The sequence below is a fragment of the Paenibacillus segetis genome (assembly GCF_014639155.1).
Lineage (GTDB): Bacteria > Bacillota > Bacilli > Paenibacillales > Paenibacillaceae > Fontibacillus > Fontibacillus segetis.
This window is the reverse complement of the sequence record NZ_BMFT01000001.1, coordinates 570,046-590,039: the sequence shown is the minus strand read 5'-3', so window position 1 is coordinate 590,039 and position 19,994 is coordinate 570,046. Positions and strand designations below refer to the sequence as shown.

Genomic DNA, 19,994 nt, shown 5'->3' with positions numbered 1-19,994 from the left:
TGGTTTTTGAATTCCATCCATTATTTCCTCGTTTGATCTCGTGATGTTGGGGGTAAACTCCAAGTAAGAACCTTTGATGTGGATGTGTAATATTCAAAACAGGAGGACGACAAGCATGGTGGATGACTACAAAACACCCGCAGATTATGAATATGAGAGATATGTATTGTTAAAAGGATATCGTCCTGAGAACGACATTCCAGATGCCGATTTACTGCCACATGATACTCGAGTTACACAAGGCATTAGTGAAGAGGATGAGTCTTCCACTGCCACCTACGAGGACCATAGTTCTATAGAGGGACTTCAAGATGTACCAAGTGCGGATGATATCATGGAGAACACTCCAGTTGACCCCGCCGCCCCTGATTCAGATATTATGCATGGCATAGATCTACTTAATGGTTATAACGGGGAAGATACAGAATGAATCGATATCAGTATGATGCATGACATACAAAGAACCCTGGCAATCATTCAACTAAGCCAGGGTTCTCATGTAGTACGTTTAAATTTTGTCTTCGTAAATTTTGAACTTACCAATTAATTTTTGCAGTTCCTCCGCAAGGTGACTAAGATCTGTTGATGATGAAGCAATTTCCTCGACTGAAGCCAGTTGCTCTTCTGCAGCCGCAGAGATCGTCTCCGTTGAACTTGCCACCTCTTGAGAAAGACTTCGTATATGCTGGATCGCTTGCCCTACGATGATGCCCTCATCCGCTACTTCATGGATCGCATCACTCGCAGATTGAATCACCACAGCGGCTGATGTAATCGATTGAGATATGAGAGTAAAGGACTTACCGGAGTTATCCACTGCTTCTATCCCCTCAGCAACTTTATCCTTCACTTCCTCCATTGTGCTTGCCGTTTGCTTCATCTCAGATTGGACGTGTCCAATCAACTCTCTGATTTGCTCTGCAGAATGAGACGAATCTTCCGCAAGTTTGCGAACCTCGTTAGCTACGACAGCAAAACCTCTCCCCTGCTCGCCAGCTCTTGCAGCTTCAATTGAAGCATTTAGTGCAAGTAAGTTCGTCTGCTTTGCGATTCCCGCCATAACACCAACAATCCCGTCGATATGTTCTGCCCTTTGACTCAGGGACTGAATTACCACTGCAAGCTCTTCAACCGTCTGACTAATGCTGCGGATTTTCCCCTCGGCACTAACAACCGTAGTAGTACCATGATCAGCCGAGAACATCGTCTGCGACATTGTCTTTGTAACCTCCCGCATATGCCCGGAAATATCCTCTACCTTCTGTGCCATGGAGTCGATATTCTCTTTGCCTCCTTCGACACTTTGCAGCTGTTGTTCACTTCCCGCTGCTACTTGCTGTATAGCTACAGTCACATGTTCAATCGCTCTTGTTGTCTGCTCTGCACCTGCGGATAGTTCTTCCGCTGAAGCTGACATATTATCCGTCATCTCCATGACACCACCAACCATGTGCCTTAAATTATCAACCATAAGCTGAAAATTATTTGCCAAATCGCCAATCTCATCCTGACGGAAATGATCCAACCGTTTAGTTAAATCCCCCTTACCCAAGACGGTTGTCGCTTCATTCAACTTGCGAAGGGGCTGAGTCACTGAACGTATATTCAAGAATATGATAACACCGGCTGCCAAGATAGAAGTAACGACAACAATGATTGCTGTATTCCGTATACTCTCTGTCTTACTTAGCACTTCTTCTTCGTTCAAGCTCCCCCCAATTCTCCAGCCCGTGAGTTCATTCTTCGAGAAAGCCATTTTATAATTTTTACCTTCTAAAGTATAACTCGACTCACCAACATCACTCGCAAACATCTCTTTAACAAATTCTTCGTTAGATTCTTCTCCGATGTTACCTTCAGGATTTACAAGGAACTTTTTACTATTATCTAGAATGAGAATATACCCTTCTTCGCCAACCTTCATATCCGTCATCTGGGTTAGCTTTTGGAGGTCCAAATTGAGTGAGATGACGCCCTTCCCATCTGGAAGCACTTGCGAAACGGATACCGCTATATTCCCATCGACCGAACGAAACGCTGGAGATATGACCGGCTTCGCGCCTTGTTTGAAAGCTAATATATACCAATCACGCTTTCTTGGATCAAAATCCGCTGCTAACGCATCATCAAGCGAACGAACAATTTTCCCTGTGCTTGTCCCAATATACATATCTAGAACATCTTTATGTATGGTTTTGTATTCCTTAAATTTATCCTTTATGATTCGTCCACCTTCAGCGACCTCTTTATTTACATCGTCGGAAGTGAATAGTGTTGCATAATATGAAATGTCTATCAGTTTGCTCTCAATAACTTGGTTAATAATAGCATCAGCTGAATTAACGCTCTCTAGCGCACTTGCCATCAATTCATTCTCTACCCGATTACTAGCCACCGAATAAGTAATTGTAGCTATAATGATACTGGGAACTAACAGTACGATTAAATATGAAGCCCACATGCGGTTTCTAATCGATATCATTGTCTTTTTTCTCATTACCACACCCCCAAAATACATAAATATATATTTATATTCTTTATTTATTATCGGTATTGTAGTGTATTTTTTAAATTAGCAACACTAGCTATTTATATGAAAATACTAATTTGTTCAATGAAATTAATCAGGATTGATCCATTTATTCAACAAAATAAAAGCAGAGGACAACTCCCCTGCTTTTATTTCTCTCTCATTCCCCATTTAACACACACGATTCCTGCCTGATTCTTTGGCTTGATAGAGTGCCTGATCTGCCCGTTCTATTAACTGATCCAACATAACGTCAGGGTAAGTTGCACAACCCACAGAGACCGTAATACGTATATCTGTTCCATCTGGCAGATGAAACACATGATCCTCCACATTACGACGTAACCTCTCGGCGATCATCACGATTTGTTCGCGATTGCATCGATCTACAACAACAACGAACTCCTCTCCACCTTTCCGAGCTATATGATCATTCGGCCGAAAAGAATCTCTGAGAACTTCCGCTAGCTCAGTTAGAACCAAATCGCCTGCAGGATGTCCATAGGTATCATTCACACATTTGAAATGATCAATATCGATCATAAGGAGTGTAAAGGGCGTTCTTGAATGGAGACTTAGTATCGATTTCTGCTCCATAAAGGCTTCAAATGCTCTTAAATTAAACAAACCCGTAAGAAAGTCACGATTTGCTGCTTCACTCATCAACCGCAACAAATCATCCGATCGTTTCAAATATTGCAGCATAAAATAGGTAAACACACCACCTAAAACATAGACAATACTAAATAAAGCAATCGAAAACCATTTATTATCCTCTTCTAAGGTGATCAAAAACAATATATCCGCAGTTACCATCGTTAAACCTAGCGACCAATTCCATCTCTTAAAAGATAACTTCCGTCCGCGCAGCATCATGATTGCAATTCCAAAAGAGACAAATGCATTAATTGCCGCAAGTTCAGAAGAGAAGTTCACTCCACTAAGAAAAAATAACCGATAAATGGATATGATGACCGTAGTTACAATTCCGGCTGTCCCACCACCGAGGCAAACAGAAATCAAAATAGGTAGTTGCCTAAAATCGACAAAAACAGTTTCACTAATAGGAAAGGAAAAATACATTAGAACAACGCCAAACAATCCCAGCACAATACCCAAAATCAGAGAATTAGAATCTCTGTTCAGCCTATCCTCATTCAGGTATTTACTCCTTACCATATTCCCAAAAAACAAGAAGGTAGTTAGAATAGTAAAATTATTAACCAAGCCCTCAAACATGATGATATACCTCTCAGCTAGTGAATTAGGGTTAGCAAACTACTACTAACCCGCTAATCATAGAAACACACTCTGTACAAGCATATCACACAACGGAAGTAGCCTGCATTACTCGATGACATATACAAAATTTCCCACACTGCGTATATGGTTCGCAGAAATAATACGCCGAATATACATAAGTAACTATAACTTCAATCAGGAGGGGATTACAATTCCCAATTACAGGATCATTGTTGATTTGTCAGATCGACAGTTATATTTACTCGACAATAATGTTGTCGTAAGAGCATTCCCCGTTGGAATTGGCAAGATGCTAACTCAAACCCCCGAAGGGGATTACGTTATCATTAATAAGGAACCTAATCCTGGAGGACCCTTTGGGGCATTCTGGATGGGCTTGTCCAAACCTCATTATGGCATTCATGGTACCAATGATCCTTCCTCAATTGGGAAAGAAGTATCGCACGGTTGTATCCGAATGCACAATGAAGATGTTCTAACACTGGCAGCTCTTGTTCCCATCGGAACTAGGGTAACAATCCGTCCCTGAATGATTCTCCTTTATCTATTCCACGTGATATAATGTCATGAGAATATTGAAAAGGGTGAACAACGATGAGCAACGGTGCGATAGCCACCGGTCAAGAACCCGTCAGGCTATGCCTCCTGGCGGGTAAAATCATGCTGCAAAGTGGAGCGGAGACCTACCGAGTCGAAGACACGATGAGTCGGATGGCAACGGCTATGGGACTAGTCTCCTCCCATAGTTCCGTGACTCCAACCATGATTATATTTCAATCCGGGGAGACAGAACCCGCTAAGTTGGTCCGGATTGCTGATCGAACGACTGATTTGCAGAAAGTTTCCGCAGTCAACGACGTTTCGCGCAAACTGAGTAGCGGGGATCTTTCGGTCGCTGTAGCTCATCAAATGCTCATCGAAATTGATTTATCCACACATGCTTATCCTGTCTTTTTACAGATTACTGGTGCTGCGATTGCGAGTGGTTGCTTCACTTTAATGTTCAAGGGAAGTTTTCCTGATTTTATTCCTGGTGTCCTCTGCGGTGGACTTGCCTTCTCGGCATTTATTCTCTTCCACCGCCTCGTGAAGGTTAAATTCTTTGCTGAGTTTACCGCCTCGTTATTAGTCGGGCTATTGGCTATGCTACTAGTAACCCTTGGGATCGGAGTCTCGTTAGATAAGATTATTATTGGCTCGGTTATGCCGCTCGTTCCTGGACTTGTCATTACGAATGCAGTTAGAGATCTCATGGCTGGACATCTAGTTTCCGGTTTATCTCGTGGTGCTGAAGCTTTTCTCACTGCCTTCGCCATTGGCGCAGGTATCGCAGTCATGTTCACATTTTTCTGACATATGGAAGGACGGTCTTAGATCAATATGGCACTTGCCGTGCAGTTTCTAGCCAGCTTTATTTCATCTGCAGCTTTCGGTATGTTATTTAACACTCCGAAACGAACCTTATTCAAGTGTGGTATATCCGGCATGTTAGGTTGGATGACTTACATCATGGTCGGGTTCTACTTAGACTCACTGTATTCCACTGTAATCGCCACTTTTATCGTTGGTGTCGTCAGCCAATTATTTGCACGATTATCTAAGAAACCTGTAATCGTGTTTAGTGTCGCAGGAATTATCCCGCTAGTCCCAGGTGGTCTCGCCTATGATGCCATGCGGAAGTTTGTTGAGAATGAATATAACACAGCCGTTCAGCTTGCGGCACAAGCCTTTCTGATCTCAGGTTCAATTGCTATTGGTCTTGTATTATCTGAGGTTATGAATCAAATGATTACCAAAACCATAAGAAGGCGACCTAAAATGGGATCAGGACCTATTACTTCAAACGGCGATTCACAACAGAAAGTAGCTGAAATACAAGATGATACTGGAGATATTACTTGATGTAGTCTTACCTATCTTTGTACTAATTGGACTTGGAGCATTGATGCAACGCGCCTTTCGCCTCGATCTATATACACTGGCCAAAATTAATTTCTATTATGTGACGCCAGCAGCTGTATTCCTGAGTCTCTATCATTCTGATATGTCCCCCGAACTATTGGGAAACGTCACTCTTTTTTATGTCTTATACATACTTCTATTATATTGCGTCAGCATGCTTGTCAGCCGCAAGCTTAACATGTCTCCGGGAATGAGAGCAGCCTTCACGAACAGTCTGATTCTTGATAATTCCGGTAATTATGGATTACCAATAAATAACCTAGTATTCAAGGGTGATCCCCTAGCTACCTCACTTCAGGCACTGATCATGTCATTTCAAAGTCTGGTCACCTTCACCTATGGTGTCATGTCCGTGCAAAGGGCCAAGTCTGGCGCTAACCTCAAGGCATCCTTGATTGGTTTTCTGAAAATGCCGGTCCCTTATGCCCTCGTTCTAGGTATCGCCTTTCACTGGCTAGACATTCCATTGCCAGAATTCATCGGAAAGCCTCTCGGCTATATAGCTGACTCGATGGTCGGAATCGCACTGCTCACATTGGGAGCCCAAATCGTTAAATACCCACTTCAACTGGACCGGATTGAAGTATATTTCAGTGTGTTCCTCCGTCTGCTGATCGGTCCAATCATAGGTTTTATGCTTGTATTACTACTTGGTCTAAAAGGAATTCCAGCTCAGGCTCTACTGATTGCCTCCAGTATGCCCGTTGGAGTCAACACAGCTATCTTGGCTGAAGAGTACAATAATGAACCTGAATTCGCCGCACAAACCGTACTTCTCTCTACTATTCTGAACGTTATTACGATCACGATTATCATTTCTTTGGCGAAATACGTAGGTTAATCTATAGGCTTGGCATAGTAAACGTACAACTTATGTATACATAAAAGGAGATGACCTGCGAATCGCAGGCCATCTCCTTAAATCGTTAACTACTATGACTCGCCGACGTTAACCCCCGGCTTCCCATTCATCTCAAATTCCGTCTGATAAAGCTCTCGAACCATTCGGCGAAGAAAATGACTCTCTTGATTTCCCAGTCCATATTGGTTTTCCCTGGTGACCATCTCACCAATCCGTCGTTTCAACATTTCACTCCGACGTACCAACACGTCATCATAAGCCAAGTAAGCCAACTCCTCTATACTTTATAGTCATGCTGATGTGTGTCCAAAAGTTATTGTGTGATCCATATTGATCTTTTGAACTACCTCTATAAGTATATAGACATTATTTCTTAAGGGAAAACATGCTGAAGGCTCTTAAGACTAGATGAACGGGCATCCTTCTTAACCTGAGGCCCTCACCGGAATGATTCTTAAACATCCTCTGTAATCCTCCCATATCGTTCCTTACATTTATAGCTACAGTACAACTAAAGAACTTTGGGGTAAAATTGTTTCAATGATGTCATGTTACGGTTATTGAAACCTTTCGCTACTCAGATCGTATCGTTTATTATGTTTCGAATTGTTCACTTCTTGATCGTTTAGTTTCTGGGAATACTACACAAAGTATTTAAACTAGAAATTACAACGAAAGCTATTTATTTATTTTAAAGGGAGGAAATCAACTATGAATTCCAAAGGAAAAGGCTGTCTGATACCACTCGTCATCGTCATAGGGCTCATTGTCATTCTCATAGCGGTATTTGCAGGCAACTACAACAAATACGTTACCGCTTCAGAGACAGTAGACCAGGAGTGGAGCAAAATTGAAGTACAACTACAGCGTAGATATGACCTCATCCCCAACCTCGTCAATACGGTAAAAGGATATGCAGCACACGAAAAAGATGTCATCAAATCCGTATCCGATGCACGGGCTGCACTAGGAGGAGCACGTACCCCGAATGAAATAGCTGAGGCCGACGGACAACTTCAAAATGCTCTGAGTCGACTCTTAGTTGTTGTGGAGAATTATCCGAACCTGAAGGCTGACGCTCAGTTCACTCAATTAATGGATGAACTAGCTGGTACAGAGAACAGGATCGCGGTGGCACGAGTGGACTATAACAATGTCGTAGCTGATTACAACAAACTGATCAAGCGTTTTCCAGGGAATTTAATGGCCGGTATACTTGGCTTCGACAAAAAAGATTACTTCGAAACGACTCCAGAATCGAGAAATAATCCTGAAGTAGATTTCGGAACGGAGGATACCTCACTACGCTTCAATAACAACACAGCCGTTTCGGCGAGAACTGGGGCATGAATCATTTGAGACTTGATTCTTTCATTCAGAACATAGTCCGGCGTCATGGGCGATACCTCAGGGTATTGACCCTGATGCTCGTCCTGCTCCTGTCGCTTGCCCCAATGGTCAGTGCGGCTCCGGCCATCCCTGAGCCTCGTGGTGATATCTACGTTCAGGATTTCGAGAATCTACTGTCCAGAGAGCAAACTAATGAACTTATCAGACTTGGTAGAGCACTTGAGGATCGTACAAAGGCGCAAATTGGAGTACTAACCGTAACGACACTAGATGGTTACACGGTTGAAGAATATGCCCTACAGGCGCTTAGAAAATATGGACTAGGTGACAAGAAGCTCAACAACGGTGTACTCCTATTATTATCGATGGAAGACGGGGAACCTGGTAATCGCCCGCTTCGCATTGAGGTAGGATATGGACTAGAAGGAGCCTTACCCGACGGTAAAGTAGGTCGAATTCTAGATAATGTAACTATCCCATATTTGGTGAATAATCAGCCTGGTGAAGCCATTGTAGAAACCTATAAGACGTTATATAACGAAGTAGCCAAAGAATATGGTGTACAAGACCAATTAACTCCGCAGAATATTTCGGTACCGCAAACCACAGATAACCAAAAAAGAGATCTACCGATTGGCTGGATCATCCTAATTGTCATCTTTCTCGCGATAGACTTCATTTTCTTCCACGGTACTCTAACGTTCTTCCTCTTCAGTATACTTGGTCGTGGCGGTGGACGCGGTGGTGGTGGCGGATTTGGCGGTGGCGGTCGCGGAGGAGGAGGCGGTTCCTCTGGTGGTGGCGGTGCAAGTCGAAGATTCTAAATGATCTTGTCCAATAACACCCCCTCCCGGTATAATGGTCCGTACATACCATGCGGAGGCTTAAACTATATTCTCCGCTTAAAGGGGAGAGTCTGCATCTTATGAAATCCAACACAACACAAAGAGCAGTTTTTTTTGATTTAGACGATACACTTTACGATCACTTAATCCCTTTTCGCCTTGCACTGCAAACTATTCTGTCGACTGGCGATGATTTCCCTTACGAACCCGCTTATCACCGGATGCGCTATTACAGCGATAAGCTATCCGCAGAGTACGGAGGAACACCAACACTGGAGCGTGATTTGGAAGCTATGCGTAATAGCCGCTTCCAGCTCTCGCTCGCCGAGTTCGATATTACAATTCCTACAGAGCAGGCTGCAGCTATACAAGCCGAGTATCTTAGTAAACAATTCGAAATCGAAATGTTCGATGGAGCACTACAATTGATACAACAGTTGCAAACTCAAGGGGTTCTCGTTGGAATCATTACAAATGGTCCCCCTGAACACCAGATGAACAAAATCCATGCGCTAGATCTCTTGAACATCATTCCAATTGAACAGATCTTTATCTCAGGTGCACTCGGTATAACAAAACCTGACCGTAAGCTATTTGATCATGTCGCCAATAAATTTGGATTGATCGCTTCCAACTGCTATTATGTTGGTGATTCTTGGCGCAACGATGTCGTTGGTGCCTCAAGTGCTGAATGGAACGTTATTTGGTTCAACCACCGAGGGGTACAACCTGAATCCGCACATCGCCCCCATCATCGCTGCGCTAGCTATGCTGATTTGACGGCTTGTTTGCTTGGGAAGAACTAAGGTCATTATTCTTTGTGAAAGCTCAAAGAGACTGGTTTCAAGTAGGATCGATCTACTTGAAACCAGTCTCTTATATTTATTCAAGGCCTTTTCCCCTACCCTAGCAGTGCTTTACGAACGCTTAGAATATACTTTGATTGATCTAACGGGTTAACCCCTCTTCGAGTTCGCTCAGCTACTACATCACTAGGACATTCTTCATAACCAGCGAAAAAAGATGTAAACGTGCTTCGACCCTTTGTATATGAGCTTAATTCAATTGGATAATCAATGGAGGTTGCTACTGGCAAATAGCCTTCGATTACCATTCGATCTCCTTGAAGTACTGGTGGCTCAAACGTTCCCCGCATTTGTACCAAATCGTTCATGACCCGCCCCCCATTCTCCTCGGGTACAACGATCCGAATCCGCAGGATAGGTTCAAGCAATATAGTCCCTACGTTTGCCAAACCATCCATAATGCCCATCGGAGTAGCGACAGCAAAATCAAGTGGATGAGTATGCCATACATGATGCTGTCCTTCGATCAAAGTCACCTTCAAATCCGTAACTTCCCATCCCAATAATCCTTGCTGTAAGGCTTCGGGTACGCGCCTTGCTACTTCATTCTGATATTGGAGCAACAAGTCATCTGTTCTTACCTGAGCATCATATTGTAGACCACTGCCCCGCGGCCCTGGTTCGATGCGGAAGCGAAGAACCGCCCAGCACGGCTTAGGCATCGTATAAGCAATATATCCTTCCCCCACCGACTTCGGTGTCTCTTTATAAATAACCGACGGCTTACCAAAAGTCACCTGCAGACCGTACCTTGTCTCCAGTACACTACTCAATATCTCAAGTTGAATAGGTCCCATTACCTTTACATGTAGTTCCCGTTCATCCTGTAACCACTGGACATCCAAGAGTGGATCTTCATCGGATAATTCCTGAAGTGCCTGCACAACCTTGGGATAGTCCACCTCGTTGTTCCAGTGCGCCCGAACGGTCAATAGTGGGATGGCTAACTTTGCTTCAGCGGGAATTGAATCGGGTACCCCAAGCACATCACCAATGCGAACATGAGCTAATCCACAAACGGCTGCAATATCTCCCGCCATTAATAATCCCAGATCCTCACTTTGACCCCCATCTACTTTGCGAATCTGCGTAACTTTTTCTTGGATGCTCTGTGTGTGATTGATGATCATATCTCGATTCCGCAAGGTACCTTCGTATAAACGAACGAATGCCATCCGGCCCATACTCTTGTCTCGTTCAATTTTGAAGACAATCCCGGACAATGGCGACTCTGCATCACCGCCCGCTTCAGGTAAATAAGCGACCATCGCGTCCAATAACGTGGTAATTCCAATTCCTTTGGCGGCCGATCCGTACAGCAATGGAAATATGTTTGCAGATTTTGACCAATTCACCGCATATTCTCGCCATTGTTCCAAGGAAATATCTTCGCCGCTAATATATGACTCTAAAAGGGATTCATCCCGTTCAGCCAAACTTTCAAACAATGACTGCTGAGCATCAGGATCAGCATCAGTGGACCATAAATCTACTGCGGTGTAAAAATCTTGTTCATGTCCGAGTGGCAATTGGATCGGTAGAACATCCGGAGACAGATAAGTTCTAATTTGCTCCAACACTCGCTTCGAATCTGCACCAATCCGGTCCATCTTATTCACAAAAATCAATGTAGGTATTTTAAGCTTCCGCAGTGCATTCCAGATCAATTCGGTCTGCGGCTGCACTCCTTCCACCGCTGAGATGATTAATACAGCACTATCCATCACTCTTAGTGAACGCTCGACCTCCGAGAGAAAGTCGACATGACCTGGCGTATCCACAAGGTTGATTTGAACGTTCTTCCAAGTAAATGAAGTCATAGCCGCCCGTACAGAAATTCCCCGCTGTCTTTCAATATCCATTGAATCCGTTACCGCGGTACCTGCATCCACACTACCCAAAGCCCGGGTTCGTCCACTTTCGTATAGAATATGTTCGGTCGTTGTGGTCTTACCCGCATCTACATGGGCAAAAATACCCACATTAAGCCGTTTGGCGCCTGAAAGTGTCATCGATGATTAACTCCTATCGTATAAGTCCAATAAATGAACTGCCTAGTATACTTATACTAAGACGGAATCTCCAGAATGTCGACGCCATAGGCTTCCATGTCCAATATATTTTCTCTGGAGCATCCATACAGCACACTGGGGTAGGAATAAAACTTCTCTTTTCTCTTAGCAAGGATGTATATAATCAACTAACTGGAGAAATTCCAATCTATTCCCTCTGTCCCCGAATAGAAAAAAGGCTGCCTCTGCTTCATCCATTAAGATGAAATATGCAGAAGCACCCCTCATTCACAGCCTTCATTCAAGATTGAACACACTGAGATATAGAATCATGTTGTTCTATCTTATTTAACCTTATTTTTTGAGCTTATCCCAAGCATTTTGCATACCTTGCATCCAGCCGTTCACATCCACTTTATTAGCAATTAATTGTTGAATTACGCTGGCGAATTCCTGAGTAACACCATCAGGGAATTTAGAGGATTGCAAGCCATACACTTTATCTGCTTTAACATACTCCCATACGTCTGCACCTAACATACCGATATCTTCAGGAGTTGCCGGAATTGTAGATAGAGCAGGGATGAATTTCCATTTCTTCGCAATGTACTCTTTACCCATATCAGAAGTTACCAACCAGTTAAGGAATATCTTAGCTTCTTCCTTCGAGCCAGAATCTTTATTCACAACAAGGTTAGCTGGAATACCCACGGTCAACTTGTCGTTCTTCTCAGCATCATCACTAATTGGCATAGGGAACATACCGATGTTCATATCTGGATTAATGTTGTCGATCAGGGTTTGCGACCAGTTACCTTCTTGCATCATGGCAATTTCACCATTGGCGAACATCGCTAAATGAGTGTTAGCATCTGTGGTCAAAGGATTCTTTTGACCGTATTTCACAGTAAGGTTAAGCAAGTTGCTCCATTCTTTGAAACGTTCATTACCAACGATGGTTGTCGTTCCTTCATTCAGACCTTTGATAAAGGCGTCCACATCATCTTGTTGTGAGAATGCAACGCTGATCCCTTGGTTCCCGATCAACCACCATTCCTGATATGCGTTACCAAAAGGAATTACGTTAATGGCTTGTAATTTTTTAGCAGCTTCTTCAAGCTCACTGATTGTTTTTGGAGTTTCGGTAATTCCAGCCTTCTCAAACAAATCTTTGTTATATACATATCCAATACCTTCAAGGTTCATGGCCATACCATACACTTTGCCGTCTTTCGTCATAGGCTCTGCAGCCAAAGGAATTAGATCTTTTACCCATGGTTGATCGGACAGATCTTCTAGCTTGTCCATCCAGGTATCCATTTCAGCATATCCACCATTGGAGAAAATATCAGGTGCATCACCAGAAGCGAACTTCGTTTTCAAAGCTGCACCGTAGTCGGCACCGCCACCTATCGTTTGTATATCAAGCTTAATATTCGGATATTCCTTTTCAAACTCTACCTTTAGCTCATTCAGACTTTCAACAATTTCGGTTTTGAACTGAAATATTTTAACTGTTTTAACTTCACCAGTTTTGCCAGCGCTTCCATTTCCAGCCGAGTTTGATGTATCCGTGTTTTTATTACCACCACAAGCTGCAAGCAGCATACTCATTACCAACATAACTGATAAGAACATTCCAAGCCGTTTCTTCGTCATTTCTGATCTTCCCCCTTGTAGTTTTTATTCTAACTTATTTATTTGGAACGGTGTCCTCTGGTGAAGGGATTAACCCTTCACCGAGCCTGCCGCTATTCCCTCAACGATGTAACGCTGCATGAACAAATAGAACACAATGATCGGTGCAATACCAAGCACGAGCGCCGGTAGAGCCAAATCCCACTGCTTCGTATATTGCCCAAAGAATGAGAATGTAGCTAGTGGAATCGTTCTTAAGTTTGGACTCTGTAGAATGAGTGACGGTAGTAAGTAATCATTCCATATTCCTAGAGCATTCAATACGATAATGGTCATTAACATGGGTTTGAGCAAAGGCAGTACAATTCGGAAGAATACCGTAATTGGATTACATCCGTCAACCGTAGCCGCTTCTTCGATCTCAAGTGGTACGGATTTAATAAAGCCGTGGAACAAGAAGATTGCCATTGGAACGTTAAGACCTAGGTAAGCTATCAACAAGCCGATCATGCTGTTGTTAACACCTAAGACGTTTACAATCTTCAGTACAGGTATCATGATCGTTTGAAAAGGAACGACCATTGCTGCCACAAACAATAGAAGCAAAACTCTATTGAATTTGGAATCCGCGCGAACCATTCGGTAGGCGGCCATTGCACTAATTAACGAAATCAATAGAACGCTAATAATGGTAATGGTCAAGGAGTTGACAAAGGCTTCCGAGAAGCGTGCTAGGTCCCAGGCTTTGGCGTAGTTAGCCCAGCTGAATTTAGTTGGCCAACTAGCAGCATCACTCAGGATCTCACCGAATGATTTCACCGAATTCACGAACAAGAAGTAGAACGGAGCTAGGAAAATAAAAGCAATGACGACCATAATGATCTCTGTCGCAATGTTCCATCTGCTCTTGGCTTTCGTCTCCATTATGCTTCGACCTCCTTGCTCTTCGTAATACGCACCTGAATGATGGTGATAATAGCCACGATCAGGAAGAACAATAATGCCTTAGCTGTACCTAGACCGTATCGGTTATTTAAAAAGGCTTCGTTATAAATATTAAGTGCTACAGATTCGGTCGATTTGAATGGACCACCTTTTGTCAGTGAAAGGTTAAGGTCGAACATTTTGAAGGACCAAGATATCGAAAGGAATAGACACACCGTCACAGCTGGCATAATTAAAGGAGCGATAATACTACGTAGAACCTGGAAGCGAGTAGCTCCGTCAATTTCCGCTGCCTCCAGCACATCCTTGGAAACATTACTGAGTGAAGCAATATAGACAACCATCAAATATCCTGAAGACTGCCAAATGAAGACAAGGACAATTGCCCAGAAGCCTGTGGTCGCATCACCTAACCATGGGAGTTGGAAGAAGGACCATCCTGTAAGGTCTCCTAAGGTTGAGAAGCCTTTAATAAAGATAAACTGCCATATAAACCCTAATAGTAAGCCCCCAATTACATTGGGCATGAAGAAAATTGTTCGAAGAGCATTTCTCATTTTAAGTGGTTTAGTCAGAAAGTAAGCCAGAAAGAAGCCCACAAGATTCGTCAGAACTACGCCAAGTAAAGTAAATCGTAAAGTGAACCAAAATGAAGACCAAAAGTCAGCGTCGTTTGTAAATATATTACGAAAATTATCAAATCCAACCCAAATGACATTCCCGGAAACTCCGTTCCAATCTGTAAAGGAATAATACATCCCCATCAAAAATGGAACTATCATCATTAAGGTAAAGAACACGGTAGCTGGACCAACAAAAAAGAGCTGTTGACCAAACTGGGACCATTTTTTACCACGCATAATAGCCCCCCCCTTTCCATATCAAGCTTTGTTGTATACTGTTATTATGTACAATAAACAACTCATCTTACACCGACGTAAATGACCACTAAGGTGTAATATATTGATCGGAAGTGACTCCATATGAAATGGAACAGCATTCGCACCAAACTTATTGTTTTCATGCTACTTCCTACAATTCTATGTATAGTAGCTACAATGATCGTCAGTTATACCCATACCACACAATCCCTTAGAACTAGAGCCGTCGAAGAGAATAAGGATCTACTATACCAAGGTTACCGTAATATAAATAGTCTCTTGGAAGAGCTCAATCGGATTTCGCTCTCGGTCTATTCTGATTCTGATTTTTATCGACTGCTCGAAAGTGGTTACGATGATATGTCGTCCAATATTGAGATTTATTCGTCACTAAATTTCATTTCTTCATCAATGCCGGACATTTTTCAAGTGTATTTGTATGGTGTAAAAGATAAGAAAGCTACGCTATTTGCGCAAAATGTTTCAAGACGTTGGCAAGGGATTGCCCCTTACGTAGACTCAAATATAACAGGGACCCAACCGCTTGAGATTCAGAGTACTCATATAAGCCATAACTATGGTCTGACTTCTCCTTTACCACAAGCAACTAAAGATCAAGTAATTTCGCTACACCGACGTATCGAGAGAATACCATCCAACCAAGCTTTAGGTTATTTATCTATTGATTTAAAACTATCTGCCCTTACTGAAATCCTTGAACAGTTATATGATCAGAACCAAGAGGACCTATTTCTTGTGGACCATCAAGGTAATATTGTGTATACAAATCAGTCGGATGTAATCGGGAACAAGCTACAAGCGAAATGGTATGACAACCAAATTTTGAAGGGCGACCAAGAACAGGGATATTTTGAAATGGACAAAGCTGTATTCATTTATCAAAAAATTATAGGACCCGGTGCCGACTGGACCTTAGTCAAGAAGATTCCCGTTCCTTACCTGCTACGCGAAGCAAACGAAGCGGTGAAGATTAACCTCTTACTGCTGGCACTTTCACTTATCATCATCATTACGGCTATTATTTTGATCTCTATCAAAATAACCGCACCAATCAAACAGCTAACACGGTATATGAATCAGATTGAAGCCGGTAACCTTAACGTAAATATTACTCCTGCGGGTAACGATGAGATCGGTATCGTGACACGGCGATTTGGTAGCATGATGGATACCATCAACAACTTAATTCTGAAGGAATATAAATTGGAACTTTCGAACAAAACAAACCAGCTACGTGCGCTACAAGCTCAGATTAACCCGCATTTTCTCAATAATACGTTGCAAATTATTGGCACTCTCGCACTTGAGCTCAAGGTGCCACAAATATATGCGCTACTCTCGGCGCTAGCAAAAATGATGCACTACAGTATGCACAATAATGATCAGACAGTGACTCTCCACGATGAATTGGAGCATGTAAAAGCTTATATCGAGCTACAAAAGGAACGGTTTGAAAATAAATTTAGTTTCAGTTACGATGTGGAAGAATCTCTTCTGTCCGTCCCGATGCCTAAAATGATTCTTCAACCCATTGTTGAAAATTATTTCAAGCATGGATTCCGTGGAACATCAAATGGAGCGATAGAATTGAAGGCATTGCCGCTTCCAGCAAATCGTGTAGAAATTTGCATCGTTAACAATGGTACGGGGATTCCTCTAGCTAAGTTAGAATCCCTTCGCACGGAATTGGAGCAAGCTAATCTTAGGGATATTAGTCCAACTGACGATACAGAAAGTCTTAGACAAACTCCAGGTCCACGTATCGGTCTTACGAATGTACTCACTCGTTTGCAATTAGTATGCGGTGAGGATGCTTCTCTGGAAATCGACAACTTGGAAGCCGGGGGTATTATGATCAGATTAGAATTTGACATCAGGAGTGGAGCGTGAGGTTGTAGATGAAGGCACTCATTGTGGATGACGAGGCACGTGTACGGAAGGCTGTACGCTTACTCGTAGATTGGACAACCCATGGAATCGATGAAATTATCGAGGCAAGTGGTGGAAACGAGGCTATTGAAATTATCCGGCAAAGTAAGCCTGCCTTGGTCATTATGGACATGATGATGGATTTAGGCCATGGTATGGAACTCATATCTTGGGTCAGTGAATTTTCTGGAACAACTAAATTTATCGTCGTAAGTGGACATAATGACTTTGAATTTGTTAGACAAACCTTACGTCATGGTGGGATCGATTATATCTTAAAGCCAATTGAACCAGATGCTATCAACACCGCCGTTGCCAATGCGGTAGCTGCTTGGCGTAATGAAGAACAAGAAAGAAAGGATCAACAATTACAGAACATTCGTATTAACGAATTTAGACCGATTTATGGCGAAAAACTACTCTCTGCACTCATTGATGATCCGGTAACTGCTGAGGCTTCACTTCGTCGCTTGCGAATTGAAGGAGTTATCCCAGACAAAGCAGGCATCTGCCAACTCCTATTGTTGCAAATCGATATTAGTGACAGTCCGCTCCTGACAAGATTCGGTGGAGACATTGAGCTTTTGCAGTATTCCATCATTAATATTTGTAATGAGTTTCTTCAGCCTTCTAGGCTTGGAGTTGCTTTTCATTATTGGAATGCCCCGGAAATTGCTGTACTATTATGGGACCTTCACGAATCACCGATTGAGATCGTACGAAAAATCAATGAAGGTATCTTCCATACCTTACAAAGACGAATGCATTTTGGAATCAGTCATCCAGGAGTGTTACCTACTAGTCTACCTATTCAATATAAAGATGCTGCCGAAGCTCTCAGACGCCGGAATCTGCTTCATCCGGAAGAATATCATCACTTCACGACCAAAGAACCTGGAACTATTCCAGGTTCCCAAACGTACTTTTCTATTGTGAAAGAGGATTGGAAGATGGCGATCATGAGCGGGCAATCCGAAGCATTGGCAACCACCGCACAGCGTTGGATAAACGAACTTAGTAAGGGAGGCGTAATAACACCAGAAATGTTATACACCTGGAAGGATGATGCACTCCTATTCCGTTCACAACTGCTGCGTGAAACTTTGGGTGGGGATGCAGAACAGGCTCTAGCTGAGCTTGAACGCGCCGACCTTGAACATCCGGCACCGCATGCAAATGGTTATTCTTTCTCCTTATTTGCTTGGCGTGACTGGTCCTTTGAGTTGATGCAGCGCATCATGCTGAAGATATCAGCATGCCAAGTCAAAGAGAAGAATACGATGAATAATATCGTCAAGTATATTGAACAGCGTTACCAAGATGACCTGTCACTACAAGAGATCGCAGGGAAGTTCTTCGTTAGCCGCGAATACATATCGCGTAAATTCAAACAAGAGTTTGGCATCAACTTCTCGGACTACATCGGAAAGTATCGAATTGATAAAGCAAAGCTGCTTATGCAAAATCCCCATCTCAAATTATCGCAAATCTCCGAGATGGTTGGTTTTCACGATGTAAAATACTTTAGTAAGGTCTTCAAGAAACAAGAAGGCGTCTCACCTAAGACCTATCGAAGTAAATTAATACCCTAATTACCTACTCTCTCTCAGGTACCAACTCATAAATGCTTCACAAATCGCTTTACCTGCTACGCCATTTGGATGTGGATCATATTCTGAACTCATGTATTCAGGCTTCAGCAGGTTATCGTTGGGCGCAGCCTGAGAGAGAACATTAGCAACGTCGAATACCTGACCTACTCCTTCAGGTGGATTCGTAAGGATCGTTTGATTTACCTTGCGCCATACATCCTCTTGTTCATCTCTAAAATTAAACGTTGGCACTGTGAACATAATAATTTCTGCCTTCGGGTTCTGCTCTTTTATTTTGGACACAATCGTTGTCAGGTCTGTTAATAGTTGCTCTGCGCTCCGTTTGCCGATATCAATGTCATTAACACCAAGGGTGATGATCACCTTGTTCCCTTGCTTAGCTTTAAATAGCCATGATCCATCCGATGCCGTATCGTAGGCCCTACCCCATCCTGAACCAATATTCCATACCCCAACATTTGTACCCATTTCTTCTGCAATCCTCGCAACCCAATATTCATATGCGTCTTTGGTAGTGCGAACGCCCTGTGTTATGGAATCGCCCAAGAATACAATATGCTCCGCCACATCTTTCTTATAGCCAATATAACTAGGGAGTACCAACAAGTTGTCTGATTCCGTAAATGAAACAGCAGACTCCTGATGCGCTACATTTCCTGGAGCATCATAAGCCGTTACGAGCATCTGCTCTACGTTATACGGAACCGTCATTTCAGGTGAACTTGTACTAATCGTCCAAGTAAAGGATAGATAATGCCCTTCGGGTAGATGAATACAAACTTCATCACTCCAGAACTTCTCACCGGGTGTTACTCTTTTGGTATCATGACCTGCAAAAGTGACTGGAATTTGAGAGCCCTCTACTACATCACCACTAGGGGTTTTCCCACCATCTGCCACAAAAGCAGCCTCGATCAGCCATTCTCCCCCTAACTGACTGCCTCTAGCAATTTCTCCCATATCCCAAGTCGAATCTATAGCATTACTGTGCCAAAATTTCAGATTCAGTGGTCCATTCTCTCTGAGTTTAATATAAGTCCGATAGGTGTGCGTAAATGCACCATCCTTGTTCATAATATAATTTGTTGTCGTAGAAACAACGGTTGCTGAAGTATAGTCCCCCCGCATAATTAATTCATTATTTTGCCCGCGACCGCTTATAGCTCCATTGATATCCATCGTAAGTCCTCCATAGTTGAGTATGTATATAACACTTTTTCAATATAGCTGATAACCTATAATAATTCAAAGAAGCGACGCCAAGAGGCGTCGCCATG

18 protein-coding genes are annotated in these 19,994 nt (G+C 42.8%); 10 read left to right on the top strand and 8 right to left on the bottom strand.

Features of this window, described 5'->3' with window-relative positions; translation table 11 throughout:
• The first annotated feature begins 115 nt into the window (after positions 1-115).
• Positions 116-430: a hypothetical protein gene (locus IEW05_RS02485; protein WP_188535500.1), complete on the top strand. Its 315-nt coding sequence runs from the start codon at positions 116-118 to the stop codon at positions 428-430.
• A 78-nt stretch (positions 431-508) separates the two neighbouring features.
• On the opposite strand, the gene IEW05_RS02480 is transcribed toward IEW05_RS02485, so the two are convergent.
• Together IEW05_RS02480 and IEW05_RS02475 are read right to left on the bottom strand one after the other, a co-directional pair.
• A complete protein-coding gene (locus tag IEW05_RS02480) occupies positions 509-2,497 on the bottom strand; it encodes a methyl-accepting chemotaxis protein (protein WP_188535498.1) in 1,989 nt (662 codons plus the stop codon).
• 204 nt (positions 2,498-2,701) lie between these two features.
• Positions 2,702-3,769: a GGDEF domain-containing protein gene (locus IEW05_RS02475; RefSeq protein ID WP_188535496.1), complete on the bottom strand. Its 1,068-nt coding sequence runs from the start codon at positions 3,767-3,769 to the stop codon at positions 2,702-2,704.
• Positions 3,770-3,983: 214 nt separating this feature from the next.
• Between IEW05_RS02475 and IEW05_RS02470 the strand changes: the two genes are divergently transcribed.
• From IEW05_RS02470 to IEW05_RS02455, 4 genes are all read left to right on the top strand, one after another.
• Positions 3,984-4,322, top strand: a complete 339-nt coding sequence (locus IEW05_RS02470; protein WP_188540692.1) for a L,D-transpeptidase — start codon at positions 3,984-3,986, stop codon at positions 4,320-4,322.
• A 65-nt stretch (positions 4,323-4,387) separates the two neighbouring features.
• Positions 4,388-5,146 carry a threonine/serine exporter family protein gene (locus IEW05_RS02465; RefSeq protein ID WP_188535493.1) on the top strand — a complete coding sequence of 253 codons (759 nt, stop codon included), beginning with the start codon at positions 4,388-4,390 and terminating at the stop codon, positions 5,144-5,146.
• Between the two features lie 27 nt (positions 5,147-5,173).
• Positions 5,174-5,695, top strand: a complete 522-nt coding sequence (locus IEW05_RS02460; protein ID WP_188535491.1) for a threonine/serine exporter family protein — start codon at positions 5,174-5,176, stop codon at positions 5,693-5,695.
• Entirely contained in the window at positions 5,673-6,596 is a 924-nt protein-coding gene (locus IEW05_RS02455; RefSeq protein WP_188535489.1) for an AEC family transporter, read from the top strand. Before IEW05_RS02460 ends, IEW05_RS02455 begins: the two co-directional genes overlap by 23 nt.
• A 92-nt stretch (positions 6,597-6,688) precedes the next feature.
• Here IEW05_RS02455 and IEW05_RS02450 read toward each other — a convergent pair whose 3' ends face one another.
• A complete protein-coding gene (locus tag IEW05_RS02450; protein ID WP_188540910.1) occupies positions 6,689-6,880 on the bottom strand; it encodes a hypothetical protein in 192 nt (63 codons plus the stop codon).
• A gap of 448 nt (positions 6,881-7,328) precedes the next feature.
• Between IEW05_RS02450 and IEW05_RS02445 the strand changes: the two genes are divergently transcribed.
• From IEW05_RS02445 to IEW05_RS02435, 3 genes are all read left to right on the top strand, one after another.
• The gene (locus IEW05_RS02445; RefSeq protein ID WP_188535487.1) at positions 7,329-7,967 is read left to right on the top strand and encodes a LemA family protein; all 639 of its coding nucleotides are present in this window, start codon (positions 7,329-7,331) and stop codon (positions 7,965-7,967) included.
• A complete protein-coding gene (locus IEW05_RS02440; protein ID WP_188535485.1) occupies positions 7,964-8,791 on the top strand; it encodes a TPM domain-containing protein in 828 nt (275 codons plus the stop codon). The genes IEW05_RS02445 and IEW05_RS02440 overlap by 4 nt, the downstream gene beginning before the upstream one ends.
• Before the next feature lie 101 nt (positions 8,792-8,892).
• Positions 8,893-9,618 carry an HAD family hydrolase gene (locus IEW05_RS02435; protein WP_188535483.1) on the top strand — a complete coding sequence of 242 codons (726 nt, stop codon included), beginning with the start codon at positions 8,893-8,895 and terminating at the stop codon, positions 9,616-9,618.
• Between the two features lie 95 nt (positions 9,619-9,713).
• Here IEW05_RS02435 and IEW05_RS02430 read toward each other — a convergent pair whose 3' ends face one another.
• The 4 genes from IEW05_RS02430 to IEW05_RS02415 all read right to left on the bottom strand — a co-directional run bounded on the left by IEW05_RS02430 (position 9,714) and on the right by IEW05_RS02415 (position 15,133).
• A complete protein-coding gene (locus IEW05_RS02430) occupies positions 9,714-11,690 on the bottom strand; it encodes a GTP-binding protein (protein WP_188535481.1) in 1,977 nt (658 codons plus the stop codon).
• Positions 11,691-12,044: 354 nt separating this feature from the next.
• Positions 12,045-13,349 carry an ABC transporter substrate-binding protein gene (locus tag IEW05_RS02425; RefSeq protein ID WP_188535479.1) on the bottom strand — a complete coding sequence of 435 codons (1,305 nt, stop codon included), beginning with the start codon at positions 13,347-13,349 and terminating at the stop codon, positions 12,045-12,047.
• A 69-nt stretch (positions 13,350-13,418) separates the two neighbouring features.
• Positions 13,419-14,252, bottom strand: a complete 834-nt coding sequence (locus tag IEW05_RS02420) for a carbohydrate ABC transporter permease (protein ID WP_188535477.1) — start codon at positions 14,250-14,252, stop codon at positions 13,419-13,421.
• The gene (locus tag IEW05_RS02415) at positions 14,252-15,133 is read right to left on the bottom strand and encodes a carbohydrate ABC transporter permease (RefSeq protein WP_188535475.1); all 882 of its coding nucleotides are present in this window, start codon (positions 15,131-15,133) and stop codon (positions 14,252-14,254) included. Before IEW05_RS02415 ends, IEW05_RS02420 begins: the two co-directional genes overlap by 1 nt.
• A 123-nt stretch (positions 15,134-15,256) precedes the next feature.
• Here IEW05_RS02415 and IEW05_RS02410 point away from each other — a divergent pair, with 123 nt between their 5' ends.
• Entirely contained in the window at positions 15,257-17,065 is a 1,809-nt protein-coding gene (locus tag IEW05_RS02410; protein WP_188535473.1) for a cache domain-containing sensor histidine kinase, read from the top strand.
• An 8-nt stretch (positions 17,066-17,073) separates the two neighbouring features.
• Positions 17,074-18,696 (top strand): response regulator transcription factor, encoded by a 1,623-nt coding sequence (locus IEW05_RS02405; protein ID WP_188535471.1) that lies wholly within the window; start codon positions 17,074-17,076, stop codon positions 18,694-18,696.
• On the opposite strand, the gene IEW05_RS02400 is transcribed toward IEW05_RS02405, so the two are convergent.
• Positions 18,697-19,896, bottom strand: coding sequence for an SGNH/GDSL hydrolase family protein (locus IEW05_RS02400; protein ID WP_229753231.1), 1,200 nt, complete (start codon positions 19,894-19,896; stop codon positions 18,697-18,699).
• Positions 19,897-19,994 lie beyond the last annotated feature (98 nt).